Source organism: Bacillus sp. LNXM65 (assembly GCF_002998575.1).
Lineage (GTDB): Bacteria > Bacillota > Bacilli > Bacillales > Bacillaceae > Bacillus.
In genome coordinates this window covers 1-19,613 of sequence record NZ_PVRB01000013.1, presented here as the reverse complement: position 1 = coordinate 19,613, position 19,613 = coordinate 1, and the positions used below count along the sequence as shown (strand labels likewise).

The 19,613-nt window shown below is 36.3% G+C and carries 30 protein-coding genes; 6 read left to right on the top strand and 24 right to left on the bottom strand.

What is annotated here, in order from left to right; all coding sequences use genetic code 11:
- Positions 1-35: 35 nt before the first annotated feature.
- From C6Y03_RS18625 to C6Y03_RS18595, 7 genes are all read right to left on the bottom strand, one after another.
- Positions 36-1,058, bottom strand: a complete 1,023-nt coding sequence (locus C6Y03_RS18625) for a DNA cytosine methyltransferase (RefSeq protein WP_106039763.1) — start codon at positions 1,056-1,058, stop codon at positions 36-38.
- Positions 1,059-1,066: 8 nt separating this feature from the next.
- A complete protein-coding gene (locus C6Y03_RS18620) occupies positions 1,067-1,585 on the bottom strand; it encodes a ParB N-terminal domain-containing protein (protein WP_106039762.1) in 519 nt (172 codons plus the stop codon).
- Positions 1,586-1,639: 54 nt separating this feature from the next.
- Complete coding sequence (locus C6Y03_RS18615; RefSeq protein WP_099726276.1) at positions 1,640-1,984, bottom strand: structural protein; 345 nt, start codon at positions 1,982-1,984, stop codon at positions 1,640-1,642.
- A gap of 91 nt (positions 1,985-2,075) precedes the next feature.
- Entirely contained in the window at positions 2,076-2,258 is a 183-nt protein-coding gene (locus C6Y03_RS18610) for a hypothetical protein (RefSeq protein ID WP_106039761.1), read from the bottom strand.
- Positions 2,259-2,723: 465 nt separating this feature from the next.
- Positions 2,724-3,128 carry a hypothetical protein gene (locus C6Y03_RS18605; RefSeq protein ID WP_106039760.1) on the bottom strand — a complete coding sequence of 135 codons (405 nt, stop codon included), beginning with the start codon at positions 3,126-3,128 and terminating at the stop codon, positions 2,724-2,726.
- A gap of 73 nt (positions 3,129-3,201) precedes the next feature.
- Positions 3,202-3,585, bottom strand: a complete 384-nt coding sequence (locus C6Y03_RS18600) for an immunity 22 family protein (RefSeq protein WP_106039759.1) — start codon at positions 3,583-3,585, stop codon at positions 3,202-3,204.
- A 4-nt stretch (positions 3,586-3,589) separates the two neighbouring features.
- Entirely contained in the window at positions 3,590-5,212 is a 1,623-nt protein-coding gene (locus C6Y03_RS18595) for a ribonuclease YeeF family protein (protein ID WP_411266093.1), read from the bottom strand.
- A 346-nt stretch (positions 5,213-5,558) separates the two neighbouring features.
- On the opposite strand from C6Y03_RS18595, the gene C6Y03_RS18590 reads away from it, so the two are divergent.
- On the top strand, positions 5,559-6,539 hold the full coding sequence (locus C6Y03_RS18590; RefSeq protein WP_223260781.1) for a hypothetical protein: 981 nt from the start codon (positions 5,559-5,561) through the stop codon (positions 6,537-6,539).
- 24 nt (positions 6,540-6,563) lie between these two features.
- Here C6Y03_RS18590 and C6Y03_RS18585 read toward each other — a convergent pair whose 3' ends face one another.
- From C6Y03_RS18585 to C6Y03_RS18510, 17 genes are all read right to left on the bottom strand, one after another.
- On the bottom strand, positions 6,564-7,091 hold the full coding sequence (locus tag C6Y03_RS18585) for an SMI1/KNR4 family protein (RefSeq protein WP_106039795.1): 528 nt from the start codon (positions 7,089-7,091) through the stop codon (positions 6,564-6,566).
- Positions 7,092-7,193: 102 nt separating this feature from the next.
- Positions 7,194-7,577, bottom strand: coding sequence for an ArpU family phage packaging/lysis transcriptional regulator (locus C6Y03_RS18580; RefSeq protein ID WP_106039758.1), 384 nt, complete (start codon positions 7,575-7,577; stop codon positions 7,194-7,196).
- A 44-nt stretch (positions 7,578-7,621) separates the two neighbouring features.
- On the bottom strand, positions 7,622-8,476 hold the full coding sequence (locus C6Y03_RS18575; protein ID WP_106039757.1) for a hypothetical protein: 855 nt from the start codon (positions 8,474-8,476) through the stop codon (positions 7,622-7,624).
- Between the two features lie 80 nt (positions 8,477-8,556).
- Positions 8,557-8,763, bottom strand: a complete 207-nt coding sequence (locus tag C6Y03_RS18570; protein WP_106039756.1) for an XtrA/YqaO family protein — start codon at positions 8,761-8,763, stop codon at positions 8,557-8,559.
- Positions 8,764-8,834: 71 nt separating this feature from the next.
- Positions 8,835-9,119, bottom strand: a complete 285-nt coding sequence (locus tag C6Y03_RS18565; protein ID WP_106039755.1) for a hypothetical protein — start codon at positions 9,117-9,119, stop codon at positions 8,835-8,837.
- A gap of 132 nt (positions 9,120-9,251) precedes the next feature.
- On the bottom strand, positions 9,252-9,692 hold the full coding sequence (locus C6Y03_RS18560; RefSeq protein ID WP_106039754.1) for a RusA family crossover junction endodeoxyribonuclease: 441 nt from the start codon (positions 9,690-9,692) through the stop codon (positions 9,252-9,254).
- Positions 9,693-10,070: 378 nt separating this feature from the next.
- Positions 10,071-10,874, bottom strand: coding sequence for an ATP-binding protein (locus C6Y03_RS18550; protein WP_189293841.1), 804 nt, complete (start codon positions 10,872-10,874; stop codon positions 10,071-10,073).
- Positions 10,864-11,811, bottom strand: coding sequence for a hypothetical protein (locus tag C6Y03_RS19240; RefSeq protein WP_189293842.1), 948 nt, complete (start codon positions 11,809-11,811; stop codon positions 10,864-10,866). The genes C6Y03_RS18550 and C6Y03_RS19240 overlap by 11 nt, the downstream gene beginning before the upstream one ends.
- A 213-nt stretch (positions 11,812-12,024) precedes the next feature.
- Positions 12,025-12,825, bottom strand: coding sequence for a PD-(D/E)XK nuclease-like domain-containing protein (locus tag C6Y03_RS18540; protein WP_106039752.1), 801 nt, complete (start codon positions 12,823-12,825; stop codon positions 12,025-12,027).
- Positions 12,785-13,705, bottom strand: coding sequence for a hypothetical protein (locus C6Y03_RS18535; protein ID WP_106039751.1), 921 nt, complete (start codon positions 13,703-13,705; stop codon positions 12,785-12,787). Before C6Y03_RS18535 ends, C6Y03_RS18540 begins: the two co-directional genes overlap by 41 nt.
- A 110-nt stretch (positions 13,706-13,815) precedes the next feature.
- Positions 13,816-14,037 (bottom strand): YqaI family protein, encoded by a 222-nt coding sequence (locus C6Y03_RS18530; protein WP_061419716.1) that lies wholly within the window; start codon positions 14,035-14,037, stop codon positions 13,816-13,818.
- Positions 14,038-14,069: 32 nt separating this feature from the next.
- Entirely contained in the window at positions 14,070-14,261 is a 192-nt protein-coding gene (locus C6Y03_RS18525) for a hypothetical protein (RefSeq protein WP_106039750.1), read from the bottom strand.
- 189 nt (positions 14,262-14,450) lie between these two features.
- Positions 14,451-14,621 carry a hypothetical protein gene (locus C6Y03_RS19235; protein WP_161565241.1) on the bottom strand — a complete coding sequence of 57 codons (171 nt, stop codon included), beginning with the start codon at positions 14,619-14,621 and terminating at the stop codon, positions 14,451-14,453.
- The gene (locus tag C6Y03_RS18520; RefSeq protein ID WP_106039749.1) at positions 14,622-14,891 is read right to left on the bottom strand and encodes a hypothetical protein; all 270 of its coding nucleotides are present in this window, start codon (positions 14,889-14,891) and stop codon (positions 14,622-14,624) included. It lies immediately after the preceding gene.
- A gap of 2 nt (positions 14,892-14,893) precedes the next feature.
- Complete coding sequence (locus C6Y03_RS18515) at positions 14,894-15,160, bottom strand: helix-turn-helix domain-containing protein (protein WP_223254150.1); 267 nt, start codon at positions 15,158-15,160, stop codon at positions 14,894-14,896.
- A gap of 63 nt (positions 15,161-15,223) precedes the next feature.
- Positions 15,224-15,373, bottom strand: a complete 150-nt coding sequence (locus C6Y03_RS19230) for a hypothetical protein (RefSeq protein ID WP_162835671.1) — start codon at positions 15,371-15,373, stop codon at positions 15,224-15,226.
- Positions 15,374-15,378: 5 nt separating this feature from the next.
- Positions 15,379-15,615 carry a helix-turn-helix transcriptional regulator gene (locus tag C6Y03_RS18510; RefSeq protein WP_106039748.1) on the bottom strand — a complete coding sequence of 79 codons (237 nt, stop codon included), beginning with the start codon at positions 15,613-15,615 and terminating at the stop codon, positions 15,379-15,381.
- A 141-nt stretch (positions 15,616-15,756) separates the two neighbouring features.
- On the opposite strand from C6Y03_RS18510, the gene C6Y03_RS18505 reads away from it, so the two are divergent.
- The 5 genes from C6Y03_RS18505 to C6Y03_RS18485 all read left to right on the top strand — a co-directional run bounded on the left by C6Y03_RS18505 (position 15,757) and on the right by C6Y03_RS18485 (position 19,601).
- Complete coding sequence (locus C6Y03_RS18505; protein WP_223260780.1) at positions 15,757-16,122, top strand: helix-turn-helix domain-containing protein; 366 nt, start codon at positions 15,757-15,759, stop codon at positions 16,120-16,122.
- A 97-nt stretch (positions 16,123-16,219) separates the two neighbouring features.
- The gene (locus C6Y03_RS18500) at positions 16,220-16,690 is read left to right on the top strand and encodes an ImmA/IrrE family metallo-endopeptidase (RefSeq protein ID WP_061419722.1); all 471 of its coding nucleotides are present in this window, start codon (positions 16,220-16,222) and stop codon (positions 16,688-16,690) included.
- Between the two features lie 104 nt (positions 16,691-16,794).
- Positions 16,795-17,472, top strand: a complete 678-nt coding sequence (locus C6Y03_RS18495; protein ID WP_142393306.1) for a hypothetical protein — start codon at positions 16,795-16,797, stop codon at positions 17,470-17,472.
- Position 17,473: 1 nt separating this feature from the next.
- On the top strand, positions 17,474-18,448 hold the full coding sequence (locus C6Y03_RS18490; RefSeq protein ID WP_061419729.1) for a PD-(D/E)XK nuclease domain-containing protein: 975 nt from the start codon (positions 17,474-17,476) through the stop codon (positions 18,446-18,448).
- Between the two features lie 4 nt (positions 18,449-18,452).
- Positions 18,453-19,601 carry a hypothetical protein gene (locus C6Y03_RS18485; protein ID WP_061419731.1) on the top strand — a complete coding sequence of 383 codons (1,149 nt, stop codon included), beginning with the start codon at positions 18,453-18,455 and terminating at the stop codon, positions 19,599-19,601.
- Positions 19,602-19,613: the final 12 nt, after the last annotated feature.

Sequence of the window (19,613 nt, the reverse complement as noted above, 5' to 3'; positions counted from 1 at the left end):
CTTTGAAGGGAGGGTGTTGTCAGCACCCTCTTTTTTTATTTAAACCATTGCAAATGTATCTGCTCCGCTATTCTCTTCATCATCACTGGAGGCACACTCATGCCGCAGACATACTGCACTGAAGCATCCATAAAGTCATAATCCAGTGGGAAAGATTGCATCAGAATAATATCCCTTTCAGAGATATAATAAGGTTCATCGTATCTAATGAAGACAGAACCGCTTGCCAGTGTTGGTGGAACTAAACTGTTTTTAACTAATACTGTATTGAAATTCCGCTCTTTACCTTCTGTTCGTTTAGTGATGTCTCCAATGTTGCCATCGGACGGACGCCGCTTAATCCATCTTTTATATGTTTTACTTGATTCATTTAGCCTTGATCCATGTCCACTTCTAAACTCTCCATATGTGACCGGTGGTTCATTGAAAGCCAATTTCAACGGTGGCAGATTCAGGACCTTTCTACGGCCAATAAAAAAGACCCGCTCTCTTCTTTGCGGGACTCCCATTGTGGCAGCGTTCAGTAGGAACAACTGAACGTCATACCCTATTTCTTTTGCACGCTCTATGACAAGTTTCACATACCCTTTTGCTTTTCCTTTGATCATGCCACTTACGTTCTCAGCCACAAAGGTTTTCGGCTTCAAACGTTCCACAGCATCTAGGTAATGAAAGAACAGATCGTCTAGTTTTTGGACAGCTTGTCCCTCTCTGAACGCCTTTTCTCTTCCCCAATCCTCTTCCCTTTTACCGGCAGTTGAAAATACGCTGCATGGTGGCGATCCATCGAATACATCAAGATTCATGAGTTCTTCAGGAAGATCGGTGAGTGGGATCTTGTTAAACTCTCGAATATCCATGAGATAAGGATATTTCGGCTTGTGATTCTTTTTATAGATTTTCATCATTTGCGGATCGATCTCACAGTTTCCCAGCAATTCAAACCCTGCTAATTTGTAGCCCATTGATGAGCCGCCACCACAAGAGAATGTGCTGAACACTTTCAAGTCGTTGGAAGGGATGTTTTTAAGATCACTCAATTTCCATCTGTAGTTCATGCTGTCACCTACTCATTAAATGAGAATCCGCACTTAGGACATGTATGTTCAAATTGATCGTCTCCATATTCATCAAGATCGATCTCATGACTCTCAGATACTGCTCCACCTTGACCCGTGTGTTCCAAATCATTCAGAACATCCTCTAATTCTGCGTCACTGAATCCCGTTAAGCTTAGATCATATCCTGATCCCTGTAAATCCTTCAGCAGTTCAGTAAGTTTATACTCATCCCATTCACCGTCTATCTTATTCAATGCAATATTCAGTGCTTTTTCATCTTGTTCATTAAGCGATACAACTGATACAGGAATATCACTTGGATTTTCCTCCATCAATACTTTGAAACGTTGATGACCTCCTACGAGATGGCCAGTCCGTTCATTCCAGATGAGCGGATCAACGTATCCAAACTTTTCTATAGATTGTTTTAGTGAATCATACTCGGGATCTCCTGGCTGCAGATCAATTCGGGGGTTATATGGTGATGGGTTGATTTTATGTACGGGAATTGTTTTGATATTCATCGCTGTTTCCTCCTATCAAACAAATGATGCCGCCCAGGAGGCGGCATCATCTGCTTACTTGATGTAAAATTCGTTTGTGTAGAACGTACCAACGGTTTCAACATGGTTGCCATGTTTATCATATCGTTCAGCGTCCACTTTAAATCGGTAAGTACCTTTCTTGTTACCAAGCGACTCCTTGATACTGAATTCATCAAACAACTTTTCGCCTGGGTTGAGTGGATTCGGAGAATTGGTTTTAATCGTCTCCCACTTCCCATTAACCTTGCGCTGCGGAATAAGGTTCGGACCTGCGATATAGTCATTGTCATTTTTGACAGCAACACGAACGACCTTATCCTTTCCTAAAATATGATTCGCTTTTGTCGGATTCGCTGACACACCTTTTAATGATGCCATGCTCATCATCTCCCTTTTTATATTTTTGCGCTCCTATCCCTCACCAAAGCACCTGCAGCCATACACCCAAAAGACGACTGTTCCCATTAGGTTATCTTTTTCTCCGAATACGGCCGCCTTGTCGTTGATACGTTTCGCGCCTCGTTCCCATGATTTCTTCCCAATCTCGCTTTGTTATCGGATCAGCATTGCTCTTCTTCTTTCGATTAGAACCAGGAGCAATGCGCTTTAATTGCTTCGTTGTTTCTACAGATAAAGAATCTCTGATCTTCATGTTCACTCGCTCCTTGCCGAATAAGCACCACCTTACGCTATTCGCTTAAATAGATTTTGAAATGATGACTACACTCCGAGAGGATGCCAAGTACAGTCAATCATCAAATAAAATGAAAAACTGTCCTCGATACGGCCGCCGCAGACCAGCTGCTATCCAGGCTCAGAATGTCCCTCTCGTATGGCCACATTCCTCAACACCTTTGTTCCGTATCCAGATACGCCATTGATAAGGGAAAGACGCGTCTCCCAATAAAAAAACGGACACCAATCAAGGCACTTAAAGTGCTCAATGATCAGCGTCCGCAGGTTCTTCCTTCTGGACAAAATATTTACGTTCGTTTTGCTTGTCTCTATCATACGATGATCCACATAGGAAAAAAGGTCCCCATTTTATCTCCCTTTTTGTCGGCTCTTTCTCTGCAATGCAAACAAAAAAGTGCCCATAAAGATGGACACTCTAGTTTTAAAAATCATGTTCAAAATCGATGTCATATAAATCAACCCATTCAACAAAATCTAGCATGGTTTTTGTACTTAAAAAGTATTGAACAATTCTATATGCTTCTTCTCGACTTACATAACTGCATGATGGTACTTTCATTGGTTCTCCACCAACCAAATGCTCTATTGTTTCTACTTCAACATCCTTATTCAAAGGAACTAAATAATCTGGATGTCTCATGATAAAGAATCCATATGGCTCATCATAAAAGAAAATAAGCCATTCATCTTCTCCTTCTACCTCAAAACAAGAATCTCCACTTCCTTGTTTCCAATAATCCGCTTCTTTTTCAAAGAAAATATTTTTAATAAATTCTTCTCCTGGGTTTTCAATTGGTTCTTCAACTGGTCCATTGTATACAATCATGAGCTTTTCCCCCTAGAGAAAGAACGTCAAAAAGCACCCATTGCCATTTGAGCAAGTAAGTGCTTTATATTGATTAATCTACGTATTCTGCTGTACCAATAAACTGTAGTGTGTACTCACCTTTATCTACTGAATTAACAGCCAAACCGTCTTTCTCATAATTATAATTATAAATTAAAATAATAGTATTATACTTAGAGTTTAATTGGATATCATTAAATTGTTTTATCAATTGATCATCATATGAGAAATCAACCAGAAGTTCTTTTATATCATCTATAGCTTCTGGAATCCAATCCTTTTCAATTAAACTCCTATCATAGTAACCCAGTTTAAATTCTTTCTCAAAAACAGATGGAATGCTATCACCATCATCGTTATACATAACTTTTGTGTAATTTTCGACCTCATCAAAATTATTAAAGTTCCCCAACCACAAAGAAACATCATTTTTCATTGTATTACCTCCTTAGCCCTTCCGGTAAATCCTGAACTCCATTTTTCATGCGTTTACCCGCCCATTCATTTAACTCTCTAACAAAACTTTCATAATCAGGAGCATTATCAATAATTTTTAATATTTCATTATGTGCTTTAGTAGAGCCCCGTCCTCCATGCCGTCCAGGAGGATTAACAAATTCAACATCTTTAGTTAGCGTCCTCAATTCTTTTATGCGATCCATACTCACATTCCACTTTTTAAATTGAGGTGTTCTTGCTACAAGATGCCACTCGTGGTAACCTCCTGGTTGTCTGATCCTATCTTCAATTTTACTTCTCAAAGCAGGAACATTCCACGCTTTCTCAAATTCATCGACTGATAATTTATCAAACCACTTATTAAATTCTTTATTTCTAACAGAAGGAATATCAGTGCTCTTGCCAGCTCCCTTTACCCCCATTTTCCCCTGAAAACCTTTCGACCCAAACGGTAAAAGCATTGCAAGCGCAGCATTCATACTTGCCTCTTGTTGTTCTTTCGAGATCTTATTCCCAAACATATCTCTACCAGTAATCGCTTCGCTGAAGCCGTTGGTCGCGGTGAGGCCGTATAAACCTTTTTGGGATGTCTTTAAGGCATCAAAAGATTTTTGCGATGTCTTGTAAATATCTACTGCTCTGACTGCTGCTGATGTGGCTTGAGTAGTTTTATAGACGGCTTTTCCGCCTTTAAAAATACGACCTGCCCAGCCGACAATAGGGATATAACCTGCTGCTGCCATGCCACCTGCCGTGACTCGTTGGCCTGCCGTGAGCTCTTCACCTGTAATTGGATCGACGCCCGTTGCGGCGCGTTTTGCATCGTTTACACCGGTCAGCTCATTGACAATATTCCCGCCATAATCGAGTGCTTTTTCATACCAAGGACGGTTGGCGAGCGCTTCTTGTTCCTTTGCGATCTCGCGGGCTTCTTCTTGTTCTTTTTTGATTTTGAGATATTCAGCAGTTTGCTTCTCAATATCGCTTTTCGCCTTGTAGATTTCACTATCTTGAAATGCTTTTTTGTCAAAATTCATAGGTGAAATGGATTTTCCGTCATTCGTGGCATTGATCATTTCTGCGTACAATGCCATTGTAGCTTGCTCCTCAGTCTCTGACAAAGCATATTCATCTTTTAAATTTTGATCAAGTTCTATTAAGTCTTTTACTGTCTTTTTTCGTTCATCTTCCGCATCTTCTATTTTTTCATCAAAGGTTTGGCTATCGAATACCTCCAGAGAAATGAGGTCATCAATATCTTCAAAAATCGTTTTAAGCGCATTTTTTTGATCCTTCACAATACTTTTGGCGTTTTTCATGCCCATATGTACTGCATTGTCTAAAAAGTGTTCTTCTACAAAGGTGTCCCCGCCAAAGCTCGTATCATCAAGCGTACCAGATACACCATCATGAAAGGCTTTCTGCTTATCGATGAAGCTAATAAACATATCTACATTTCCAGCTAGTTCTTTATAAAAACTTTTAATGTTATCGGCACCTTTCCCAGTGAAATCGTCACCGAGATTTGCCACGCCTTGTAGTGCCTTTTTTAAATCAACCATTTGTTCACGGAGTTCCTGATAGTGTTTCGCCCTTGTATCCATGGCACTTGTTAGTGCTTTTGCATCAAGTATCTTCCCCAGCAGAGTTCACTCCCTCCTATTCATTGACAAGGTCAATTTTACCAACACAAAGTTTGTCATTAAATAGGAATAAAGATACAAAACATCACTCAGAAGATTCAGAGTGATGTTGAAAGAGTTATATACTACTGAATCAGTCGCTCTGGAGAAAAGAGGTATTTTATGAAGAAAAATGATAGATAGTAGACTGATTACCTTCTTTATATGAGTGCAAGAACCCTTACTTTAGAAAAATTGGAAAAAATCTTGATTTAGATTTAACAATCTATTACTATTGTGAATATAAGGAAAATATAGGAGTGATTACATGATTAGAAAATTAAGTTTAACTATTTTTGTTTCATCAGTCGTTTTATTTTCTTTACTGTTCGCCCCTTCTTTGTCTTTGGCCACTACCAATGAAGATTCTAATTGGATTGATTTAACCACCAAGAATTCTATTGTTAATGGTAAAAAAGTAGAGAATCAAAAAGCAAAAGATTCTAGTACGGACGGGTCAACTAAATTGCAGAAAATCGCAAAGGAAAACGGATTAGAGGTTGAAGCTTCTTACGAGAGTTACATAACCTATGATGAAGATGGTAAACAAACTTCTTCCGGTGTAATTACTTCTAAAAGTCAGAAAAATTCATTAGAGAAAAAAGCAGCAAACATTGTGTATCTCGCCTATACTTTTCTTGGAGGAAAAGTGAATAAGGTCTTGCATGGTGTTGAAGTAACAAAAGTGGTAGGTACTCCTCCAGCTACACTAGAAGTACAACAAACATTGTGTCAAAGTGGATACTACAACAAACAATTCACCTGTCCGCATGTAATTAAAAAAACTTTTTTGGGGCTGCAAATTAAAAAAGGCGCAGAAGTCCATCAGTTTATTAAAGTAGATAAAACTAAGTTTTGGAAATATTCAGGGTGGGGAATTGCAACATGGGCTGGTAAGCCACCTTCAATAAAAACATTAAAGTGGGATGAAGGCCTATATCTAACAAACAAGAAGGGTATGTTTTTTCCAAACTATACTGACAAACAGTCTGGTTTGAATTTGCAAGCTCCTCCGAACGCTTTTATAAAAAAAGTTCCAAAAGAGAAAAGAGTTAAATGGGGAAATAAAGAGCGCACAACTTATAGAAATTGGTATGAAAAGAAGTATGGCGGAAAAACATGGGTAAAATTTGAAATTCACCATCAACTTCCTAGAGAATATGGTGGAGGAAATATGACAAAGAATTTAATTCCGGTGGAAAAATCATTCCATAGGCAAGAAATTAATCCTTGGTGGGCATCATATTAAAAAAGACTCCGTTTGGAGTCTTTTTTAAATATTTTCGTAATAACCTTTGACATCTCGATTTATTTCCCAATACTTAACACCATTTGAGCTTAGCAGACGGTCAAACCATATTTCAAAATTCGATCCTAAATTTTCAGCTTCTTCAAATGAATCTATTGAATCTAAAAAGAACATATAATCTAATCCATTACTATATCTGTTTGTATCAATTACATATCGTCCATCAAAATGATACCCAATTAATATACACTTTTCAGGAAGATCTTGAGCCTCATTATATTTAATGACATCATTTGTACTAAGTATTTCAATACCGTCAATTATGTCGATTCCATTATGTAATCTAAGAAATTCCTTGTAATCATTAGGGAATTTAACCTTAAAGAAATTTTCTAAATCTGCAATTTCCTTCTCAGTTGCGGGATCATTAAAATGAAAATAGGGGTCTTCTAAAACAAAACCACCAGGCTGTATCAATGGAAATGCCCCATGACTGTCAAGAATTTTTTTTAATCCTTCAAGAGTCTGCTTAATCAAGTCACCCTCTCTAATTTTCGCCAACTCCCCTCATAATTGTTAAATCTATTATATATGCTTTCTTGAAAAATGGATATTAATTTAAAATAAGGGAAGAATTTTTTTACTTACCAGCACTCAGATAATTCCAAGTGCTGTCGAAAGTTTAAACGTTGCTTGCTTTTTCAATTTGTAATATCGATCTTTCTTTAACCCTAGCTCTTCGCATACCTCAAGATCTTTAACCATTCGTGTAGTAAGGTACTTCATACGAATAATGTCTTGTTCAATTTCATCCAAGCTGTACTCTAGTGCTCTTTCTATTTGCCGCACCTTAAGCTCCGAACAAACATTTTGATCTTTTAATCTTGGAAACAAAGTTAAGATGCCATTTGCTTTTTGCTCATCCAAGTTCTCTTGTTTAACTTTTAATGCTTTATAAAGCTTCAATTCATTTATTAATGTCTGACGGACCTGCTTTTCATTGACCTCAGGAATAAGGCATAATTGGTTGGTTAACAAATTTATACCCTCTCTCTAAAAAATCTTATAAGCAGACTGTTTAATTATATAATTGAATTATTGTTTGTAGTACTATCGTTCGTAGATTCCTCGTTCGCAGATTCATCGTTTGTAGAATCTTGATCGATCTCTTCAATCGACATTTTTATATTGCACAAGTCTTCTAACTTGATAATTTTTGTTTCTGTACATAACTTTGGCTTAGGGTTATTTCCTAATAAAATTAACTCTTTGTTTATAGCGTGTAGTACATACCAAGATTTTTTATTTAAATCACTTTCAAGATTAATTTGTTCATTAGCTAAATCAATGTCAGAAACGAGTATATATTTTTCTTTTGTCCAATATAAAAATTTTGAAATTTGCTTCATTAAAGCTGGTATAGGGAGACATAAAACGGTCGTACACCCTATTATAATTGCTAATTTTCCAATTGGATTTTCTACAAATACATTTGTTACAACTGTTCCATTCAACGGAAAATAATAGCAGAATAAACAAATCATGAAAAGTATTACTAATAATATTCTTACTCTTAACTGATTAAGTTTTGAAGGGAATTCACTGTTAATAGCATAAATTAAAAAAAAAGTTGGAGCACCAATTGCAAAAAAAATTGATCCTATCATGGGAGATAAATCTGGATCCCCTGTCCAGGACGGTACGTCAAAAATATAAAGTATAGACAAATTAATCAATACCCACCATAAAGTCTGTCCAAGATATTTAATACTTAATAATAGTATAACCATATCTTTAGTTAACAACTTTTGTTCAAAGATACTTGATGATAATAAATTAATAGGTCTTATTAATTTGAAAATGATAATAAAAAGTATAGTTGCAGCAGCCAAATTACCTGGTATCCCCATCGTTTTAAGAAATCCAAAATAGTCCATAAATACACACCTTTTCAATATTCTTCTTTATTGAATCGGCATTTTTTAGATTTTTTCAAGTAATTAGGAAGCTCTATCTGCTAAATATCTATTCTGTGAGAACTTGTATAATTTAAATTTGTGAACTGGCCATCACGTGTAGTGATCTCGGTTTTACCGTACATTGGTGTTTCAGCCAACACCACATTGTTGGAATGACCATCTAGGATAATAACTTTAACTTCTCCTTTTTCAAAAAGCTGATCAATTGAGATGTTAGAGTCTATATGTTTGTAAGGATTATTCATGCACAAGGCCTCCCATGTTATAATGAATTGTGCAGATTCAATAGAACTGGGGCCATGTGCTTCGGTTCTTTTTATTTGCCCTGAAGAGCTTGCAAATCACGTACACACATTTTAAAGAGGTGTTCGTCCCTTAAATCTAAAGACAAATCAATCAAAGCCTTCAGATCGACTTCAGTCAGAACCTCATCCAAATTTTCAGCCCAAGACTTTGGAACAACCAAGGTATTACCACTAAGGAACCTTACTAAAATGTCATCTTCAGATACTTTAAGTACATAACCTGCTTTATTAAGGGATTCTCTTCTTCCTTTCCTAGATGCTTTGATCCAGTCTCCTTCTAAGAATTTGTTTTTCATCTGACAACCCTCCATCCTTTTTTCTTCCGGCTTATTAACTCATATTTTTTAAGTGGTTCATAGAGGTGAACACGCTGTCCATCCTCTATACGATAAAGCAGGAACCACCGTTTTGATCGTTTGCGTGTCACTTTAGACTACTCCGGTTTGCTGAGGTGGTATGAGAGTTGAGACTTCGACTTCGATTCTCGGTGAGCTGCTATAGAATTTGCTTACATGCAGATCAACAATTTGACTATCATCTTGCCAAATGACTTTATTCAAGCCATCTTTAATTCCTTTGATGTAGTTATCAACATCTGGCTTTTTGGCTGGTCTCAACTCGCCTCTTTCAGCTTCTGCGGCCTTTTTCTTGCTGAAACTTTTTAATGTGGATTTGTAAACTTTAACCCTCAACTCGAGAGGGCCTGTAAGTAGATGATCAGGACGGTGATCGCTCGCAGCCAACTTCACGTATTGCTTGAAGTCTCGTGACTTCTTGGGATCGTATAATCTTGTCATACCATTCATGTGAGTAGCTCTTGGACGCCCCTGTGCGACTGGCTCTCCGTAGACGGTGAATGCTATCTTCATTCAGATGCCTCCATCCTAGCGTTATATGTTAACACCCTGCTGCCACGTTGACTCTTGAGAAAGATGACGAGCATTTCAAGTTCATAGAGTGATAAATTTTCGGGATTCTTGTCCAAACTAGCTAAATATCCAATACGAGTTAATTCGCTTAAAAGGTACTCACGGCGCTGTTTGCTATTAATATTTGACATATTCATTCCTCATTTCATAGTTCTGGCTTCGACTAACATTTGATTTAATTGCTCGATGATTGGTTTTAGGCTCTGTTTGCGCCCTGTATGGTTACATTCAGGGCAAGGGTAGTAGCCAGCCATAAATGACGTTTTACCTATGATGATTTTCTTGTCATTGCAGGTATTACACATCTTCCCTTCCCCTTTACTCGTATAGTTCCAAAAGCAGTTCTTCATTTTCTTTTTGCGCTATCTTTTTACGAATCTTTTCATTTGGCATAATCACAGGGAAAGCCAATTTTTCAATCCTGCTACTGATCCGACCACTTTTATAGACTGTGTCAAGTTCGTCTATACTTAAATTGCTTGTAAGAATTGTAGGCTTCTTGTTTTGAAGTCGGTAATCAAGAATACGAGTGAATGTTTCTTCAACAAAACCAGTTACGTTTTCTACTCCAATATCATCTAGGACAACAAGATCAGCTGTCTTGACAGCATCCATAATGTCAGTACTCTTCACTTTCGATTCGCTATCAAACGTGCTTTTTATTTCTCCGATTAAATCAGCTGTAGACGAATAGATGATTTTAAGTGGTTTGTACTTTTTGGTTTCTTTGTCATAAACCGTGTCATGAGTTTTGGTTATCGCATGAAGAATACTAGCAGCAAGCCTTGTCTTTCCGCTGCCTTTCTCTTTACTAAAGAAATACAAACCTTTTCCAAGCTCCCGCATCTTTTCAAATTTCAAAATATAATTTTTAGCAACCCGTTTCGCATTGGCTGCTCGCTCTTTGGATTCGGGTTTGTCGTAAACATTGATATCAAAAGAGTTTAGAGAAGCGTCTTTGAACTCTTCTGGTAGTCTTGCGCTCATAAGCCTATTTGAGAGCTTTTTCACTTCTTTGCATGGACACTCTTCCATAAATTCTTTGTTTTCCTCATGATCAATAATCCATATCAACCCCGCCCCATCGCATTTCCCATACATGCAATGTTGTTTAGAAATCACAGTGAGTGTCTCGTATCTTTCCTGAGAGGCCCTTTTCACGGGCAAGCGCTTCGAGTCTTTCAACTTCTGCGCTAGATGTGGATTGGCTTTCTCCAACGCCTTTAAGGTATCCCCCATACTCTGCATCCTTCTTCACTCCTTTGGGTGTCCAATTGCTATGCTTTTGTGGTTTACGCTTAAATTCTGAAACATTATTAGGTGGCTTTTGTTTGGCATGCCAACGATCAAGAATCGCTGATTCCAGGTATGCAAATGATTTAATACTATCTGCTCTATGCTTGGGTTGATATTGATCAAATACCTCGTCGATCCACACCAATATTTCTTCAAGTGGGATTCGCTCCTTGAGAATCCTTTCAATGGCAACTGAATCTTTTGGTGTTAACATCAACCCACCTTTTCGTGATAAGTACTTTTCTTCGATTTGCTGGAAAGGAGTTAGATCATTTTCTACTGAGGCTCTCTTTTCCTCTTCTTCTTTAATTCTTAAATTCTTTAATTCTTGATATAGTTCCGACTTCGTACCGCTTTCGTTCCGTCTTCGTTCTGCGATAGGTTCTTCTTCCGTTCTGGGTTCTGTTTCGTGATCATTCGAAAACTCTTGATATGACTCGTATTTCACAATGGTGAATAGTGTTCCTAGTTCCGTTTCGCTAACAGTGATGATGTTGTTCATAACAAGTTTCTTAATTGAACGCATAATTGTACTTTTAGACAGCTTTTTTAGCCCTCTTCCTTCTTTATAAGCGAGGTCCTCACATAGTTTTGAGTACGATCTTATGTACTGGCCCTTATTTAATACAACTCCATTCATTTTGAAGCCATCTTGATGACTTGCTTTCATAACTAATAAAGTGAACAGTCTAAAAGTAGTCACGTCATTCCATAATTCGTGTTCTAAAATTTTTCGATGCAGTTTTACCCATCCAGTAGACAAATAACTTCCTCCTCTCCAACACCGTCAGTTACGGCCTTTTAATCTCACATAGAGCGTACATTCCACTGATCCTAATAAAAGTAAGACCTGGCTCATTTCTTTGGATATAACCCTTTACATACGCTCTAAATAACGCAGCTTGATTACGACTTGATTTAGATAAAGACAGGTACACAAACGGAATAGGAACTTTAATGATTAGCTTCTCCCTCACTAGCTGTTCACCAGTTCGGAAAAATGGATGATGCGATTAAGACGATTTGTAGATCGACAATACTTACACTTTTCACACCTTCTCGGTCTTTCTCCGCCATACTTAACCTGAACGATCCGCTCCATATTTTTTTCTATATCCTCTAACTCGATTTCCATCCTTGACTCATCAATATTGATAACTGCTTTATCTGGTGGATCTTCTTTTGATATGGCCACAATCAAAGGCTCTAACCATTCACTACGTCCTGCTTCCTGTCTTTCTAATTCCGCATAGAGAGCCATTTGAGCAATATATCCATAGGCTTCTACAAATGAACAATAGCCGAGCTCTTGATCCCATATTCTTTCCCTGAGAGAACGAGTTGTTTTAAGATCAGCAAAGCGGCCACCTGCTGGGTTGTACACATCGAGTTTTCCTTTCCAGAGCACTCCGAACAGTTCACCTGTGATAATCACTTCTTTATCTCCTTGAAGAACAAACATGCACAAGTCGTCATTCTGTATAGCTTCAATCATGAGATCAGCCAATTGATATTGTTTATAAAGCTGGCCCTTTTGTGTAAATAGAGCAGGTGTGTTCATCTTAAATTCATCAAAGGCCTGCTCTCCTTCAAGCCAGGCATGAACATATTGACCAAAGAGTAGAGCCTCAGAGGACGGCGGCTGCCACTCACCATTGAGTTTTGCCATTGTAGCCGCCTCACATTCTAAGAAACTCTTATATTGAGAATTTGACATATAAACTTGATCGATCTCGTTAGAGTAATAGTTCTCCTTGTTGATTGTCGGAATGATCATTTGCTGGCTCACCAGCCTTTTCAGCACTTTCTTTTTGTTCCTGCTGCTTTAGAAACTCTTCTTCGATTTTGGATTTTGTGGCATTAGTAGCACCTGAAGTTTTGACGTTGAAATAGTCCTCTTTCTTTGCCATTCCATCACGAAGTGAAGTATAGATGCGTCCTATTTTGAGGTAATCCTGTTCAGTAAATGCATCCAATTTGCTACCGACATATTCCTCGATCATTTCCTTCGTAACACCAAAATCAGATTTAAATGTTGTTAATGCTTTTCTTAAACGGTCTTCTAAAGGCTCTTTATGACCACTAATCAGCGTTCTTTGACACATATCAACCGCGGCATCAACAATGTCTCCTGGTATCACTCCAAGAATGCATGCACGAACCCGACGTGCGCCTAGATTAGCCACAAGTTCATAAATATCTCTTGGATCATTGAGTTTAGTTATCGTTCCCTTTGCTTTCCGTTCGTGTTTTACTGTGAAGATTTTTGTTTGACGGGTATTAGTTTCAAGATCCCACGCATAAGCCATTACAGAAGATTCTCCAGCTTTTTGTTCGAGTTCCATGATTCCGTAATCAATGTTTCCCCAGTTCTGGGCCAAAGCCTCAGCAAGTCGGATGGAAGGACCTGAAATTTTTGATCCGCCTTTTGGATATTCGTAAACTGCACTTTCGGCCAATAGCTTTCTTTCACATGCTTTCTTGATTCGTTCAAAAGCAGCATAAACGTCTCTTGGAAACTTCTTTGCTATGACCATAGCTGCTTGTACTTCCTGTGCCTGTCGACTAACCATAGCTTCAGTTGTTACTGACGTTCCTGTTGATTGCTGCGAAGCTGCCATATAGTTTGAGTAATCAACATTTGATAATCCATTCATATAAGAAACCCCCATTGAATTTAGGTGCCAACCTGCTTATAATAGTGGTTGACACCTTATTCTGTGTCTGGTTATTTAGATGAGAGTTCACTTGTTGGGAGTGAACTCTTTTATTTTGCTGTTTTAAATTCAAAATCAAGCTCCTCTGCAAGATATCGTTCTAGATTTTCTCGCAAGATCAATTCACCCGAATTTTTATCCTCAACATAGTCATCTTCTAGCAAAATTTCTGAACCATAAAAATCAATTCCAAAGTGCTCTTCTTGCCTCACCACATCTTTTGGATAGCCGTATCTATTAATCTCTGTGATGATCGGATGCTCGATATTCATCTTCTTCCCTCCTTTTCTATTTGGTGTGAGCATCAAGAAATCTCTAATTTTGAGCGGATCGCATCTGCCTTTAGTTGTTGAAATTTCTCAAAGGCTTGTTTATCAGGAAATTGGAACATTGGCTTACCCTTGTTAGTCATCACAATTAATCCATTCACTTGTGATAAATAGAACTGATCAGACTGTCTCTCACTGAAAGGTTTAATAACTGGTTTAGTTCTCAAGACTTCTTTCCTCCTTAACACATTATTTGATGCTTATTCGCATCGTCCGACCGCGGATGGAGCATGATTTGAGGGGGTAGGTGTGCACTGTCCTATCCGCAAGTCGGACGACAAGAATAAGCCTTGTCGTGATCTCTAAATAACGCTATAATGAGATCGATCATTTTGTTATTCATGGTTTGAAATGATTTAAGCAGTAAGTGTCGGAGCTTGCTGCTTTTTTCTGTTTTCTATTTCCGTTCTGATCTGTAATTCCACAGCGGCTAATAAAATGAGCCCTTCCTCTGTATGACGCATCTGACATTGTTTCACGATATCTTTCGCCTTCATTAAGCGACTTGCTGTGAACAAATACTTCACCTAGATCAATCCTCTCAATCTATTTTTTAGTGATTTTGGATATTTGATTTTTGTAATACTCGCAGCCTGTTTTAATAAATGAACTTTAGCTTGGCTTTCGTAACGCTGAATTTGGTTTAATGATTTAGCAATATCTTTGTGAGCTGATAATGCCGTATCGATGTCAGCACTCTCTAATGCTTTCATTAATCTTTTTTGTAGTTGTTCAATACAGATCATTTCAGCAGTTATCCCTTCATGATCAATACTCTTGAAAATCGCTTTTCTCATCTTCATCCTCCAAACAAAGCCATAATGGCTGTAATTTGCTGCGTGACCGCAAGTGGATCGACCCCACATAAGGTTGCGATCATGGCTTCTTTTGCATTTGTCGCCTCCATCCACCGCACATATGTAGGAACATCAAGCATCTTTTGATCATTCTCAAATTTTGATATGCAGCTCCTTGAGCGACTTAACAATTCAGCCAACTTCTCTTGAGACATCCCAGCTCTTTTCCTTGCTTGTCGGAGCACTACCCCCAACCTCAACTTCCTCACCCCCTTTGTTCTGGTTAAGAACTTTTTCCAAGTTAGAACAGCTAGAAAATATTTAAATGGGTATCATGATGAAGAAGCGACTAATTCTTTCTTTTCTCTTTCAATTTTTTCTTGATGCTCTTTCATTCGTTTAATTAAGATGCCGCTAAGGTACTTATAAGCCCTGGCTTCTGCTTGATGAAATAGAGGGCCTTTTGTGACGGTTATTTTCATGACAATCACTCCTTACGCAACTTTTTGTTGCTTTCTATCTCAAAAAAAATAGTCCAATCCAGTTGAAGAACTCTTGCTAAATCCTTTGCCAGAGAAACCGAAGGTGTTCTCTCAGCATTTTCAATGTAACTATAGTATTGCCTAGTGATACCAGTTCTAGATTTTTCAACTACATCTTGTTGAGAAAATCCGAGTTTAAACCTAGACTGTTTAAGCAAATCTCTAAATTCTTCTTTATTCAATTCATCACCCCCAACGTAACTTTTTGTTGCGTTCGATTATATTATAAAAGCAACAAATTGTTTCTGTCAACTCATTTAGCAACATTTTGTTACCTAAGATGGTTAGGCAACTGTTAGTTGCGTATAATGAATATATAGTAAATGTATATTGAAGATTTGCAGGTGAATATAATGTTTGGTAATCGCTTAAAAGAATTAAGAAAGCTCAATAAGAAAACTCAAGACGACTTGGCCAATCTCTTAGGAATTTCTAGGCAAGGTTATTCAAGATATGAGAAAAATGAAACTCAACCAGACTTTGATTCACTAAAGAAATTAAGCGACTTCTTTAATGTCTCTATCGATTATTTATTAACAGGGAAAGAATTTGATGGTTCAAATGAGGAGATGTGGAAAGAGCTCTTAAATCCGAAAACACAACTTTTCTTTAAAGATCTTAAAGATGCACCCGATGATAAGATTGAGGAATTAATTCAGTTTTGGGAGTTCATTAAAAACAAAAAATAATACATTAAACACTTTTATAGAAGCCTACAAAAAAGGCTTTTTTTATTAACTCAAAACAGAACACTAGTTCTGAAATTTTTATAAGGAGTTGCTTAAGTTGGAACGTATTTTACCAAAAAACACAACACACTTAGATGACTGGATCGAAGCATTCTATCATCAAATCAACATTAAAAATCCATCAGAACTTGATCTATTAGACATCGCCTACCGCTCCAATTTAAAAGTCGAATTCTTAAACATCAGCAGCCGGTACTATGCTGGAACTATTATCATTGATAATCGCCTCAGCCCTCAGGAACAGTGGCAAGATTTTGGTCATGAACTTTGTCATGCGCTAAGACATGAAGGGAATCAACTGATTATGCCCCCACTGTTTAGAGAGCTGCAGGAAATGCAGGCGAAGCGTTTTGCATATAAGTTTTGTATTCCGACATTTATGCTTAGAAAAATAAAAGCTATTCAACCGTATAATAATTTCACAAATGAAATAGCATTTCTTTTCAATGTTACATATGAATTCGCTAGTGATCGATTCATGACTTTTACCGCATCTAATAAATCATAAATTTGTCTACTTTTGTCGAAAATAAACATAATATGGATTTTTGGGTTATTATATACTTGTGCATTTAGAGAATTTAACCCATTAACAGTTTTCTGAGGAAGGAAATGGGGATAATGCTTTATATATTTAAAAAAATAGATAATACCTCAATAAAAAAAATTCAAAGTTTTTTTGAGGATTTCAACTCTATGCCAAAAAATAAATTTGAAGTAAAGGATGTAGAACATTTTTCGGATTTTATCAGATACACCTTTGTTAAATATTTTGACTCATATGAACTATTCTATGACGAAAATACTCAAAATCTTGAAACAAAGAAATTCTCAAGAATGTATTCTGCACAAATATTAATTTTAATAAAGTTTAATTGCATTATTATTTTTGGCGAAAAAAAAGTTTGTTTAAGTGCTGAAAAGCATATCTCTGAAATTTCATCTAACACTTTAATTAATTGGGAGTTCACTTTTAATCAAATATACAACCACTTTTCAGAACTGGAGATGACTATTAGTGAAGTAACTTTTTCAAATATCAATTTACTTGATACTTCTCTAAATGCTATAACTCTAGAATTTCAGAATAACTTTGATGCTCTTAAAATTATTAATAAATTTAAAAAAAACCCTATAAGTATGAATTTCAAAGTTTTTTATCAGAAAGAAATATGCGAACTAAAAATTAATTTTAATTCAGGGCAGATAGAGTTGCATTACGAATGTTTTTCAAGAGTTGCATTAGAAAATTTAGAGGAAAAAATATTGAATTTAATTGAAGGTGAATAAAATGTCAGAAGAACAACAAGTTCAGGGAGATCGTTGGACTATACAAACTCTTAATATCTTAAAGCAATTTGGTTGGGAACAAAAAGGTGATGCCAATTTTGATATTCCTTGTTCTGGTGCTAATAAATCTAAACATGGAACAACAGAAAAAGGCAGAAAGAATCCACATGGCATAGACTTGCTACTATCTTATTTCGATCCCTATAAAAGTGGTACAAGTCATGTAATAGTAGAATCTAAAGAAAGAAAATGGAATGGAATCACTAGTTCTTCATTACAAGATTTCGTTACACAATTATCAAACACACTGGAGTGTGCAAGAACAAATCCAACCATAAATAATGATTTAGGTTGTACTAATTTAAATGAAGGATTATTGATGGTATGGTGTAATGAACCTGAGAAATATGACGAAGACAAATTCCAAAAATACTTAAGCGAATTAAAAATAAGTAGAAGAAAAAGACCATTAACTGTATACATTGCTTCTAATAAAGAAATATTGAGATGGTGTTCTATTGTACAAAAAATTAAAGAAATACAAGCCGAAGGAGAACGTTTAGAGTTCTTTTTTCCTGGAGATTACTTTAGTAAAGGTCTAACAACCGTTAAGAGACAACAGCAATTAAACATCACTCATATGTTTTCTGATTATATCTTTGCAAAAGGTGAAAAATCTTTAGAAGTTTTAAATATAACTGTATCAGAAAACATTCATCACGTATTTTTCTTTGCTGAACCTACTATTGAAGAATTGAGATTTATGAATAAATGTATTGCATCATATCAAATGGAGGATGCTGATAAACTTATTATTCATATTCACGGTGAGCAGAGAAACTACCGTACACATATTCATCAGTTTCTCAATGAAAAACAAGCAATACTAGATAAAAATAACTCAAAACTAAAAATTCAAATAGATTATATGAACGAATTAAAAAGACCGCCTGAAAATTTAATATATAAGGAGTAAATCTATGCAGTTAAAGAGATATCCTAGTAAACTTAGTGTAAAAAAAACGATGAAAAACTTTGTGAATTGGAAAGATAGTTTTGAATTTTTAAGAGAAAGAGGCATTTTGGTTAGCGGATTCAATAAGGAAGATTATGCTAATGTTGGGACTAATTTTTACTTTTCAAGAAAGACATACTTAGATTTGAAACAAAGATTAGATGGAGAAAATAATTTTGTTAAATCAAGCAGATATTATATCCCTAATGAAAATGTTAACGATTTAAAAGAAAGTCTATCAGCAATAGTTGGAAACAAGTTCGGACCTGATGATACAAAGGTAATCTTAATAGAAAATACAGATGACACTTGGGAATTCAATGTTACCTATACTGAGTCAAAACCAGGGATGATAAGTCTACTTGATGAAACTCAAAGACACATATCTGTCAAAGTTAACACACATGACTCTTTCACAAGCCTTGACTTTAACCTAGAAAGCGCAAATGACCATCGAAAAATCACTGAAATTTTAACTACCTTGCAAACTCAAAATCCTGATATTTCATTTGCACTTTCTGATATCGATTTAGAAAAATTAAACGCACAGAATAAGATTGCACTATTTAAAAATTTCTTTGAGGTGCTACATGATGATTGGGAGCTCAAAAAAATTAATAAATTAAAAGTGAATAGACATTCTAAAGATCTGAAAAGAAAATCAAATCTTGAAAATGATTTACTTCAAGGTATAAATTCAGCTCTTTTAGGTGGCGAAAATTTAATTGAAAACCAATTTATCAAAACAATCACTAAAGAGAATTTTCATTTCACAATGACCAGTATGCGTTTTGATAATAGAGAAACACCTGAATTTATTGATTTCTCTATAGAATTTAAATCAAGACCCGTCAGATTTGAAGCAAAAATAACAAGTTCTGGTGAATATGAACAAACAAATGATGGTTTTACTGAGAATAAGAAAGTACTTAAAAAAGAGTTACAAAACAGTATTACTTTCGATTTTCAAAATCAATTTTTTATTCTGTATAAACAATTACTAAACAAACAAAAAGAAGAATATGAAGAACTTAATTTAACCGACGACTTGACGCTGGATGAAACTGCAGCATCGAATGAAATATATGAGGATGACGACGCTCCCCCCTCTTGACATTAATAATGA